The 11812-nt window shown below is 38.6% G+C and carries 10 protein-coding genes; all 10 read right to left on the reverse strand.

What is annotated here, in order from left to right:
* Positions 1–1042 (reverse strand): hypothetical protein (locus tag GX756_02125; protein ID NLC16658.1); only part of this gene is annotated, 1042 nt, incomplete at its 3' end.
* Positions 1039–1962, reverse strand: coding sequence for a methionyl-tRNA formyltransferase (locus tag GX756_02130; protein ID NLC16659.1), 924 nt, complete (start codon positions 1960–1962; stop codon positions 1039–1041). The genes GX756_02125 and GX756_02130, both read right to left, overlap by 4 nt.
* A gap of 25 nt (positions 1963–1987) precedes the next feature.
* Positions 1988–2458: a peptide deformylase gene (def, locus tag GX756_02135; protein NLC16660.1), complete on the reverse strand. Its 471-nt coding sequence runs from the start codon at positions 2456–2458 to the stop codon at positions 1988–1990.
* Between the two features lie 7 nt (positions 2459–2465).
* The gene (priA, locus tag GX756_02140) at positions 2466–4670 is read right to left on the reverse strand and encodes a primosomal protein N' (protein ID NLC16661.1); all 2205 of its coding nucleotides are present in this window, start codon (positions 4668–4670) and stop codon (positions 2466–2468) included.
* Between the two features lie 4 nt (positions 4671–4674).
* A complete protein-coding gene (gene coaBC / locus GX756_02145) occupies positions 4675–5868 on the reverse strand; it encodes a bifunctional phosphopantothenoylcysteine decarboxylase/phosphopantothenate--cysteine ligase CoaBC (protein NLC16662.1) in 1194 nt (397 codons plus the stop codon).
* Positions 5868–6062, reverse strand: coding sequence for a DNA-directed RNA polymerase subunit omega (gene rpoZ, locus GX756_02150; protein NLC16663.1), 195 nt, complete (start codon positions 6060–6062; stop codon positions 5868–5870). Before rpoZ ends, coaBC begins: the two co-directional genes overlap by 1 nt.
* The gene (gmk, locus tag GX756_02155; GenBank protein ID NLC16664.1) at positions 6059–6676 is read right to left on the reverse strand and encodes a guanylate kinase; all 618 of its coding nucleotides are present in this window, start codon (positions 6674–6676) and stop codon (positions 6059–6061) included. Before gmk ends, rpoZ begins: the two co-directional genes overlap by 4 nt.
* Positions 6677–6679: 3 nt before the next feature.
* The gene (locus tag GX756_02160; GenBank protein ID NLC16665.1) at positions 6680–7546 is read right to left on the reverse strand and encodes a YicC family protein; all 867 of its coding nucleotides are present in this window, start codon (positions 7544–7546) and stop codon (positions 6680–6682) included.
* Positions 7547–7623: 77 nt separating this feature from the next.
* Positions 7624–9558, reverse strand: a complete 1935-nt coding sequence (ligA, locus tag GX756_02165; protein NLC16666.1) for an NAD-dependent DNA ligase LigA — start codon at positions 9556–9558, stop codon at positions 7624–7626.
* Positions 9551–11752, reverse strand: a complete 2202-nt coding sequence (locus tag GX756_02170) for a UvrD-helicase domain-containing protein (GenBank protein NLC16667.1) — start codon at positions 11750–11752, stop codon at positions 9551–9553. The genes ligA and GX756_02170 overlap by 8 nt, the downstream gene beginning before the upstream one ends.
* Between the last annotated feature and the right edge of the window lie 60 nt (positions 11753–11812).

An 11812-nucleotide genomic window follows, 5' to 3' on the forward strand; every position in this document is an offset into this window, starting at 1 on the left:
CTTGTTTTACATATTTAGAGGAAGTTGAAATAATTTCGTATTGCAATTTAGAAAGCTTATTAATATCATTTGGCGTTTTATGCGCGAATATATCGGATTTAGAATTTAAAACTCCTAGCCCGCTGCAAGGAGCATCGCATAACACAATGTCAAACTGTTTTTTCCATTCGGGGTTAAATTTTGTGGCGTCGTTTAAAATTACTTCTATATCGTGTTCGCCCATTCGCGATTTGTATGAATTAATAAGCTCTAATCTATGGGGATGTATATCGCAAGAAATTAAAGATATCTTTGCCAATTGACTCAAAAACACGCTTTTGCCGCCCGGCGCGGCGCAAACATCCAGCGCTTTATAACCGTCTTTAACATCGGCCGCCATACAAACAGCCATTGAACCCAAACTTTGAACGGTAAATAGCGAGTTATCAATATTATTAAGCTTTTTTAAAGTATTATGACAGACATAGTACCCGTATTCTGTCTTTCTGTCGGTTTCAAAATCCAGGTATTTTTCAAAATTTTGTCGCGTTATCTTTTTGGGGTTATGTCTTATATGAATTAATTGTTCTTTTGGGCGGGAAAAAAATAAATCAGCTATTTGCCGCCCATAATCGTTTTCTACTTCTTTAATCGCCCATACAGGCGCGTTATACTCCAAAGATCTTTTTTGATAATCGTCTTCGGGCAATTTGACATCTTTGCATTTTCTCAAAACGGCGTTTATAAACGAAGGGCTGCGTTTAAGTTTTTTGGCCAATTCAACCATATTATTAACAACGGCATAATCGGGCTCATCCATGAAATAAATTTGATAAATGCCCATTTTTAAAATAACCGCATCGCTTATATGCGGATATTTTTTGGTTAGTTGCTTAATTATATACTCTAAAAAAAGATTTTTTTCAATAACGCCATAAACTATGCGTGTTAAGAATTTTTTGTCTTTTTCGTCAACTGACTTTAAACCCAAATTAAGCGCTATATTGACATAGGCCGATTTTGAAAAAATTTTATATAATATCTGATAACTCTTAAAAATCATTCAAATCTTTCGCCCACATATCTTTTATGTCCCCTTAGATAATCGGCAACATCCATTGCCTTGCCGCCCGGAGCTTGGATAGTCAATATATCTAGCGATTTCTTGCCGCATGCAACCATAATGGCTTTGCTATCAATATGGGCTATAGTGCCCGGTTTTAGGGGAAATTCTTTGGGGTTTACTTTAGCTTTTATAATCTTAAACTTTTGCCCCCACAAAACGCTGTAAGTGCCCGGCCAATTATAAAGACCGCGAATTAAGCAGTCTATTTCTTCGGCGCTTTTGGTCCAATCTATTTTGCCCATTTCTTTTTTGAGCATGGGGTAATAAGACGCTTGCTCGTTATCTTGAGGAGTAAACACGGCTTGACCTTTTTCTATTAAGTCAAGCGCTTCAATTAAAGCTTGCGCGCCCAAAAGGCTTAGTTTTTCAGCAAGCGTTACGGCATTATCATCGGGCTCTATATCAATTTCTTTGGACAATATTATATCGCCTGTGTCTAAACCTTGAGCGGTTTGCATAATCGTTACGCCGGTTTTGCGCTCTCCTTTTATTATCGCCCATTGAATAGGCGCAGGACCGCGATACTTTGGAAGCAGCGACGCGTGGATATTGATTACGCCATAAGGCGCTAGGTTTAAAATATCTTCGTATAATATTTGACCATACGCGGCGGTTACCATAATATCGGGTTTGAGATTGAGAAGGGTTTGTGTTTCTTTGTTAATGTTCTCAAATTGATATACCGGAATATTATGCTGCCGGGCGCAATCAATCACTGGCGGCGATACAACCTTATAACCCCTGCCTTTTGGTCTATCCGGTTGAGATACTACGGCCAAAACTTTATGGCGGGAATTGATTAATTTCTCCAAAGGCAAAACGGCAAATTGGGGCGTGCCCAAATAAATAATATTCATAAAAAATTTCTCCAAATAAAAATATTTATTCTTGTGGCGTTATCGTCTCTAAAGTGCCTTCTATAACTTTATCTATGTATAATATGCCGTCCAAGTGGTCAATTTCATGCGCTATCGCTTGCGCAAAATAGCCTTCGGCGTTATACTTTACTTTTTTGCCATGTCTATCATAAGCCTCTACGGTCAGAGTTTGGGGGCGCATCACTTTGCCGCGTTTGCCGGGAACGCTAAGACACCCTTCTTGGCATTCAACCATCTTGCCTGTTTTGGTAATTTTGGGATTTACCAGTTCCACCAGCCCTTGCCCCACATCTATTACCACAACGCGTTTTAAAATACTTACTTGAGGCGCGGCAAGTCCTACGCCTTGATTATGATACATAGTTTGCGCCATGTCGTCTATAAGTTCCGATAGACTTTGGTCAAACTCGGTAACCTCTTTTGCTTTTAATCTCAAAACATCGTCGCCAATAAGCGCAATTTCTCTCAATGCCATATAATTTTTAGCTTAAGTCCTGTGGATTAATTTCCGAATAGACTAAAACATCCTTTTTGTCATTATTTTTATTTATTATATTATAAATTTCAGCCAAATTCTTGTCAACACCGTCCCCAGTCAATCGCATTAATATCTGAACGCGGTATTTTTTCTTAATGCGTTTTATTGGGGATTTCATCGCTTTTAAATAAAAAAAATGCTCCCTATTACGCTCGGTCAAAAGTTTTATTTCATCGTATATGTTCTTCAAAACCTCAATTGCGTTTTCTTCCTTTTCCGAACATGCCAAGATTCTTATTATCGTAGAAAACGGCGGATATTTTGTCATGCTTCTTATATTGATATCCTTTTGATAAAAACCTAAATAATCATAATTTTGGGCAAACCTATAAACATAATGCCTGGGCGAATAAGTTTGCAAAACCACCAAACCTTCTTTTTGGTCCCTACCCGCCCTGCCCGATACTTGGGTTATCAATTGAAAAGTTCTCTCTGTGCTGCGGAAATCCGAAAAATACAAGCTAAGGTCGGCGTCCAGAATACCCACCAAGGTAACATCCGAAAAATCATGCCCTTTGGTAACCATTTGCGTGCCCAACAAAATTTGCGCTTTGCGTTCGGCAAAATCTTTTAAAATTTTTAGATGCGCGTCTTTCGTTCGGGTTGTGTCATTATCCATTCTTAAGACGCTAACATCGGGAAATAGTTTTTTTAACTCTTCTGTAACGCGCTGAGTGCCATATAAGCCCTGTTTTATATGCTCGCTTCCGCATTGGGAACAAACTTTTAAAACATGCGCCCTTTTTGAACAGTAATGGCATTTTAATGCGTTTTCTGCCCTGTGATAAACCATTGAGACATCGCAATCAGGGCATTTTGCCACATAGCCGCAAGAGCGGCACATTTGATAAGACGCGTATCCCCTGCGGTTTAAAAACAAAATGATTTGGTCGCCTTCTTTTAAAGCGCTGCCCATACGGTTAATAAGCTCATAAGAAAAAATACCAAAATTGCCCCGTCTTAGTTCTTGCGTCATATCAACTATTTTTATTTTGGGCAAAGGTTTTTGATTAATACGACTGGGCATTTCAATCAAACAAATCTTTTTAGTTTGCGCCATATAATAGCTTTCAATAGACGGCGTGGCGCTGCCCAAAATCATTACGGCTTTATTGTATTGGCGTCTAAATTCCGCCACCTCATGCGTAAAATATCTTGGATTGTTTTCGGATATGTAACTGGGGTCATGTTCTTCGTCAATAATAATAATCCCTATATCTTTAAGCGGCGCAAAGATCGCCGACCTTGCGCCTATTACTATGGAAGCCTCGCCTTCCAAAATCCGCCGCCATTCATCGTATCGCTCGCCCGCCGATAGCCCGCTATGCAAAATAGCCACATTGTCGCCAAACCTGCTTCTAAACAAAGAAAATACTTGGGGAGTAAGCGAGATTTCGGGAACCAATAAAATAGCGGTTTTATTGTTTTGAATGCAATCGTTGATGCAACGGATATAGATTTCAGTCTTGCCGCTGCCAGTTACGCCATGCAGCAAAAAAGTCTGGTCTTGAGAGTTTTTTATGGTTTGGTAAGCGTTAAGCTGTTCGGGCGTTAGACTAAATTTTCCATTTTGGGTTTTGATATCTTTGTAAGGCGTTCTTTTTACTTCTTTTGAGACTATTTCAACCAAACCTTTTTGCTCTAATGCCCTTAACGCCGCGGGCGAAAAATTATTATTGATATAAGAGCTTTCAACCTCTTCTTCGCTGGATAATAAATATTCCATTAATTCTATTTGAGATTTTGCCCTGGGATTGATAAAGTCAAAGATATCGCTTTCCGATAATCCGCTTTTTACTTTGACATAGTTTTTGGTCAAAGCTTTTATCCTGCCGCCGCGCATCTGGGAGGGAATAAAAAGCCTCAAAGCGTCAACTTTTTTCAAGTTATAACGCTCTATCATAAAACGCATAAGCGCAAGCATTTCGTTGCTGATAACGGGAACTTCGTCTAATGGCCTAATAATTTCTTTTAGTTTTTCTAAATCATAATCGGGATTTTGTTTTTGGCCTATAATAAAGCCTTCTGTATATTGCCTGCCAAAAGGAACATATACTCTGCTGCCTGTGGGTATGTTGTTTGGATTAAGGTATTCAAAAACTTTATCAACATTAGAATGATTGATATCTACGATAACCTCGGCTATCATAGAATTAATGATTCCTTAAAGATAATATGTTATCCAAAATAATTTCAGCCAATTCCGTTTTTAACATTTTATTAAGGTTGATTATCCTATCTTTGAAAACCAAAGAAGCTATATTGGTATCCGTGTCAAATCCCGCGCCATCCAATGTAATATTATTCGCAACAACCATATCTGCATTTTTTTTGATAAGTTTGTCTTTGGCGTTAGAGATAGTGTCTTGCGTTTCGGCCGCGAAAATAACCAGGGTTTTGCCGCCCTTTACCTTGCCTAACTCTTGCGCTATATCTATATTTTTTTCAAGCTCTAAAACAACCTGTTCGGATTTTATTTTTTGGTCAAATCTATTTTTGACGCGGTAGTCCGACGGCGCGGCGGCCATAACGATAATATCGGCTGATTTATAATTTTGCATTACCGCGTTAAACATATCGCCGGTAGAAAAAACGCCGATTTTTTTTGCTTCAAAATCCAATGGAATACTCGTATTGCCGTGTATAAAAATAACTTCCGCGCCGCGATTTATAGCTACCTTAGCCAAAGCCGCGCCCATTTTGCCGCTGGAATAATTGGTTATACATCTTACCCCGTCAATATCTTCTCTTGTGGCGCCCGCCGTTATCAAAACGGTTTTATTAGCTAGATCATTTTTGGGATTAATTATTTTTTTGATATGCCGTTCTATAACTTCGGGCTCGGCCATTCTGCCCAAACCGCTATCGCCGCAAGCTAAATGCCCTTCCTCGCCATATAAAATATAATAGCCAAGACTTTTAAGCTTTTTAATATTTTCTTGCGTTATAGGATTGCGCAGCATATCGGTATTCATAGCGGGACAAATCAGTTTGGGCGCCATGGTAGCCAAAGTATTGGTTGTCAAAAAATCATCGGCTATGCCGTGCGCAATCTTGGCGATTATATTGGCGGTAGCGGGCGCGATTACCAAAATATCGGCCTTTTTCGCCAAAGAGATATGCTGGACATTAGGCTGATAATTGGCGTCAAACATATCAACAATGACTTTATTTTTGGACAAAGTCTGCAAGGACAAAGGCGTCACAAAATGTTGCGCATGCTTAGTCAAAATAATATGCACATCGGCGCCCTGTTTTTGCAAACTGCTCGTAAGGGCGCATATCTTGTATGCGGCTATTCCGCCGCTTATCCCTATTACTACTGTTTTATTTTTGAGGTTATCCATTATCCTTTCGCGATTTGAACTTTCCCTTCATAGACTTCTTGGGCCGCGTAAGAAATAGCGTTCATATTAGTCTCTTCCAAAAGCTCGGGTTTTTTATCTATTAATTGACGAGCTCTTTTTGCGATCAAGCAACACAAAGCGTATTTGCTGTCAACCATTTTTATCAACTTATCAATGGGAGGTTGGGTCATCATATTATGCTTTCTCCTTTTAATAATTTGTCAATTTTATTTTTATTTCTAGAAGTTTTTGCTTTCTCGGCGGATATTATATCAACAACCTTTTTTGCCGCTTCTTCTATATTATTATTTACAATAAAATAATCATAAAATCTAGCTTCCTCAAGCTCTTGTTTTGTTTGGGCCAGGCGCAAAGCTTTAATTTCTTCGGTTTCGGTGCCCCTTTGGTCAAGTCTATTGGAAAGCTCGTCTATTGACGGCGGAGATATAAAAATTCGCACGCAATCGTTATACGCTTGCTTTATTAATCTAGCGCCTTGTATGTCAAGCTCAAATATCATATCTTCGCCTTTTTCTAAAGCTTCCAAAACAGGCTTTTTGGGCGTCCCGTAAAAATTATTATATACTTGCGCGTATTCCAAAAGGCCGTCGTTTTTTACAAGTGCGTCAAATTGTTCTTGAGTAACAAAATGATAATGAACGCCATCTTTTTCATCGGGTCTTTTAGGTCTTGTCGTTACAGAAATAGATTTTTTTAAGCTTGGCAGCAACTCTCTCACTCTTTTGTTGACCGTACCCTTGCCTACCCCGCTTGGACCCGACAACACTATTAATATGCCCTTGGACATTTTTTACTCCACATTGCGTATATGTTCCTTGAGTTTTTCAAGCTGGCTTTTCATTTCAATCAAGAGCTTGGAGGCCTCAATATCATTACACTTGCTGCACATCGTATTTACTTCACGCAACATTTCCTGCAAAATAAAATCCAGCTTTTTCCCCGAACATTCGTCGCTTATTATCTCGGAAGAGAATTGGTCAATATGCGAATTCATGCGGCTTAATTCTTCGTTTATATCGGCTTTATCGGCAAAAAAAGCCACTTCGTTAAGCAATCTAGCTTCATCCAATGAATAATCTTTTATAATTTCTTGAATACGGGATTTTAGTTTTTCTCTGTATTCCTCTACAATAATAGGCGCTCTTTTGGCGACCATATCAAGCAAAGATTTTAAGCTATTTATTATATTTTGCATGTCTTCTTGTATGCTCTTGCCTTCAATCAGCCGCATTTTATCATATTCAAGCAGGCAGTTATTTAATCCCTCAATAACTATATCATTCCAAATATCGGTATCGGTATTGACTTTTAAAACATCGGGGAATTTCAGCATTATAGAAGTCGTAAAGTCGTCGGTCAAACCAAATTTTTCTTTTAAAGTCCGAGAGGCTGATAAATATGCCGATACCGCCGATAAATCAAGCTCAATAGGTTTTGGAACATCAGAGTTTAGCGAGAATGAAAAATAAACATCAACCGTGCCCCTTTTTATAAAGTTTTGGATACATTTTCTTATCTGGTCTTCGTTTAATGTCATGCTTTTGGGCATATGGGTATTTATATCCAAAAATCTATTGTTAACGGATTTGATCTCTATTGTTAATTCCCCATAATCGTTTTTTATGCTGTATTTACCGTATCCGGTCATGCTTTTCATGTGTTTTCCGCCTATTTGCATACAAGTTTTTATGCCAAAATTTTCAATTTTCATTATATCATAAGAGTATGGATGTATCAATCGTTAAGCATTGACACAAAATCCTGTTCGCTTATTACTTTTATTCCTAGACGCTGCGCTTTTTGCAGCTTGCTGCCCGCGTCCGCGCCTGCAATCAAATAATCGGTATCTTTAGTCACGGTTTCCGAAACAATCCCTCCGCGTTCTTCTATGAGTTTATGGGCTTGAGCTCTTTTATAATTTTGCAGCGTTCCCGTTATAACAAACTTTTTGCCAAAAATCGCGCCGCTTGTCTTAATCGGCTGGTCAAATCTAGGCTTTATGATTTTTTCAAGCTCAAGCGCATAATCTTTATGTTTTTCAAAAAATTCAATAATACCCTTTGCAATGACATCGCCTATTGAGTCAATTGAGCTAAGATGCTCATAGCTAGCTTCCATCAAAGCTTCCAAAGATTGAAATTCTTGCGCCAAGTCCTTGGAAGTTTTTTTGCCCACATTGGGTATGCCCAATGAATTGATAAAAGCGGCAAGGTCTTTGCCTTTGCTTTTTTTGATAGAATTGATTAAATTATCCGCTCTTTTGTCTTTAAATCCTTCAAGCGTCAATAACTGTTCTTTGGTCAAGGAATACAAATCTATGGGCGAAGATAGGCCTAGTTTTTCATACAATTGCGCTATGGTTTTTTCGCTTAGTCCTTCTATGTCCATACATTCTTTTGAAGAAAAATGCTCCAATCTGCCTTTTATTTGGGCGGGACAAGTAAAATTAACGCAAAAAGTGTTGGCGCCTATTGTTTCTAATTTTTCGTTGCATGAAGGACAAGTTTTGGGCAAATCAATCGTTTTGTCGTCGTCATGCGCTTGTGCCAGCCCTGTTATTTCGGGAATAACATCGTTGCTCCTTCTTATAAAAACCCTTGAGCCTATTTTGACGCTTTTTCTTTCTATATCGTCCGCGTTATTCAAAGTCGCCCTGGAAACCGTCGCGCCCGCTAGCTCAACGGGCTCTAACAGCGCCAACGGCGTCAACTTACCCGTTCTTCCGACCTGCCAAACGACATCCTTAACTATTGTGGTCGTTTCTTCCGCTTCAAATTTATATGCGACCGCCCATCTAGGAAATTTGTCAGTATAGCCCAATTTTTCCCTAAGGCTAAGCTCGTTTACCTTAATAACAATACCGTCTATCACATAATCAAGCCCCGAACGGTCAATTTTTTCTACGGTTTCCATCAGCTCATCCAAAGTGCGACATACATAGAATTCCGAAGTCCTGAAGCGGTTTCTTTTTAAAAATTCTATCATTTCTATCTGGGAATTGATATTGCCGCCCTCAATATAATTGACATTATAAAAATATATGTCCAAATTTCGCTTTGCTGTAACTTTCGGGTCTAAATTCCTTATCGCGCCTGCCGCTGCGTTTCTTGGATTTTTCAAGACCTCGGTAGCCGTTTTATTGTATTCATTGAATACCGAGATGCGCATAATCCCTTCGCCTTGTATCTCAATAAGCCCGTCAAAATCTATGCTCAAAGGAAAACTCTTAATAGTTTTGACCTGTTCGGAAACATTTTCGCCCACCTCTCCATTGCCGCGGGTGGCCGCGCTTACGAAATAACCTTTGTCATAAGTCAAACATAAAGTCAAACCGTCTAGCTTATGTTCCACCGTCAGAACCGGTTTAACACCGTCTAGCAATCTTACAAGTCTATGATACCAATTTTCAAGCTGTTCTTTATTTTGGACCTTGTCCAAAGAATAAAGTCTTGCTATATGTTTGTGCGTTCCAAATTTGGCTATAGGCTCTCCGCCAACGCGAAGCGTAGGCGAATCTTTTAAAGTTATGCCCGTTTGCTTTTCTAGCGCAACCAATTCGTCGTATAATTGGTCATATTCTTTATCGCTTATTATCGGATCGTCCAAAACATAATAGTGATAAGCGTAAAGGTTAAGCTTATAAACCAATTCTTTCATGCGATCAATCATCAACGACCTCCAAAGGCGCGATTGCCAAAATAAGTTTTTTAATGCCGACCTTTTCAAAATCAATCTTAGCTATAGTATTATTCCCTTCTCCGTTAACGCTTAGTATGACGCCTTTTCCGTATGCTTTATGGATAACTTTGACGCCCGGAGTTTTTAATTTTTCGTTAATATCAATCATTTTAATCTTGGCGGGTTGTTGACGAACAATGGGCGTATAGCAATCTTTTGTTTTTTGGGCGTTTTCATTAGCTTGGCTATTATAACCATTATAATCATAGGATAAATAGCTATGTTGTGTCTTTTGCTTATCGCCAAAAATTTCATTCAAAAACCGCGATTGAAAACGGTTTTCGCTTCTGCCGTATAAATATCTCATACGGCAATTTGTGATATACAGCCTTTTTTTCGCGCGCGTCATGGCGACATACATAAGACGTCTTTCTTCTTCTATGTCGTTGTAACCGTTTGCCCTTAAAAGCGGAAAAATACCTTCTTCCAATCCGGTGATAAATACCGTATTAAATTCTAGCCCTTTTACCGAATGTATGGTCGCTATAACAACTTTATTGGATTTTTCTTCATAAGTATCTATATCGGACTGCAAGCTGATAGAAGTCAAGTACTCGTTTAAGTCGTCAGTTTGATTATCGGCGACATAATTGGCTATTGAATTAAGGAGTTGGTTGATATTAAGCCTTTTATTAAAACTATCTTCGGTATCTTGGCTGTATAAATCCCATATGCCTGCGCGTTCTACGATATATTCTGCGGTTTTTTGCAAGCCGTTATGATTGTAATAGTCAATAATATCTTTTAGTATATCGGCAAAAGGTTTAAGTTTATTGATAAGCTGCGGGGGCAAGTCTTGATTTTCTAAGTCAAACAAAACATCCCGCATTTTTTTATTTTGTATTAAGCAATAATTTTGAAGTTGTTTTACCGTGGCGGGGCCAATCCCCCTTTTGGGGAAATTGATTACTCTTAAAATAGCGTTTTCGTCGTCGGGATTAGCGATTATAGCCAGATACGCCAATATATCTTTGATTTCTTTTCGGGCGTAAAACTTAATTCCGCCATAAACCTCATACGGAATATTGTAATTTAGAAATTTTTCCTCAAAATTTTGGGTCAGCGCGTTAAGCCTTACCAAAACAGCAATATCGCTATATTTATACCCCGCATAATTTACCAAGCCTATTATAGCGTTTGCGACATACTCGCTTTCTTCGCCCTCGTAAAAAGCCGCATATCTTTCAATTTTTACGCCGTCTTCATTATTTGTCCATAATTTTTTAGGAATTCTATTAATATTGCGCGATATCAGGCGGTTAGCCGCTTCTAATATTTTTTTCGTAGAACGGTAGTTTTGCTCAAGCTTGAATATTTTCGCGTCAAATTCTTTTATAAAATCTTTTATATTGTCAATATTGGCGCCGCGCCAGCCATAAATGCTTTGATCCTCATCGCCGACAATAAAAATATTCTTATGATAAGACCCCAACAACTTCACCAATTGATACTGGATTTTATTTGTGTCTTGAAACTCGTCCACGCTGATATATTCAAATCTTTTGGCGTAATGTTCCAAAACATCGTTATTGGACTCCAATAAAATTTTAGTCTTAATTAACAAATCGTCAAAATCCAGCGCATTATTGGCTTTCATATAATTTTCATACGCTTCATATACTTCGTAAATCAAATCATAATTAGGGACATCATTATATTGAACCGCAAAATCTTCCAAGGTAAGACCGTTGTTTTTTGACTCCGATATAAGATATTGGATTGTTTTAAGATAACGGTCGGGGTCAATATTTCTTTCGGATAATATATTTTTGATAACTCCTGTCTGGTCATTATCGTCATAAATTGAGAAAAATCTATTATAACCGTCAAGCCTGTCAATATTCGCCCTTAGAATACGGTTGCAAAGCGCGTGAAATGTCATAACCCATATATGCCTAATATCAGGCGCCAATTGACCGAGCCTGTTTTTCATTTCATTAGCAGCTTTGTTGGTAAAGGTGATTGCCAAAATATTATAGGGATTTACGCCTTGTTCAATTATATTTAGAATTCGGTATGTTAAAAGCCGCGTCTTACCGCTTCCCGCTCCCGCCGTTACTAAAACCGCCCCTTTTGTGCATTGCGCGGCCTGCCTTTGTTCTTGATTTAGAATTGACCAATCCACCGCTATTTTTTGCCTTTAAGCCTCTCTATCGCTCTTTTGTAGCCATTTTCCCCATAATTC

Source organism: Clostridiales bacterium (assembly GCA_012512255.1).
Classification (GTDB): domain Bacteria; phylum Bacillota; class Clostridia; order Christensenellales; family DUVY01; genus DUVY01.

Excerpts from the sequence above, each read along its gene's own strand:
- GX756_02160 (NLC16665.1), bottom strand. The coding sequence starts at position 7,546 with ATGAAAAGCATGACCGGATACGGTAAATACAGCATAAAAAACGATTAT.
- coaBC (NLC16662.1), bottom strand. The coding sequence starts at position 5,868 with ATGGATAACCTCAAAAATAAAACAGTAGTAATAGGGATAAGCGGCGGA.
- def (NLC16660.1), bottom strand. The coding sequence starts at position 2,458 with ATGGCATTGAGAGAAATTGCGCTTATTGGCGACGATGTTTTGAGATTA.
- priA (NLC16661.1), bottom strand. The coding sequence starts at position 4,670 with ATGATAGCCGAGGTTATCGTAGATATCAATCATTCTAATGTTGATAAA.
- GX756_02130 (NLC16659.1), bottom strand. The coding sequence starts at position 1,962 with ATGAATATTATTTATTTGGGCACGCCCCAATTTGCCGTTTTGCCTTTG.
- rpoZ (NLC16663.1), bottom strand. The coding sequence starts at position 6,062 with ATGATGACCCAACCTCCCATTGATAAGTTGATAAAAATGGTTGACAGC.
- ligA (NLC16666.1), bottom strand. The coding sequence starts at position 9,558 with ATGATTGATCGCATGAAAGAATTGGTTTATAAGCTTAACCTTTACGCT.
- gmk (NLC16664.1), bottom strand. The coding sequence starts at position 6,676 with ATGTCCAAGGGCATATTAATAGTGTTGTCGGGTCCAAGCGGGGTAGGC.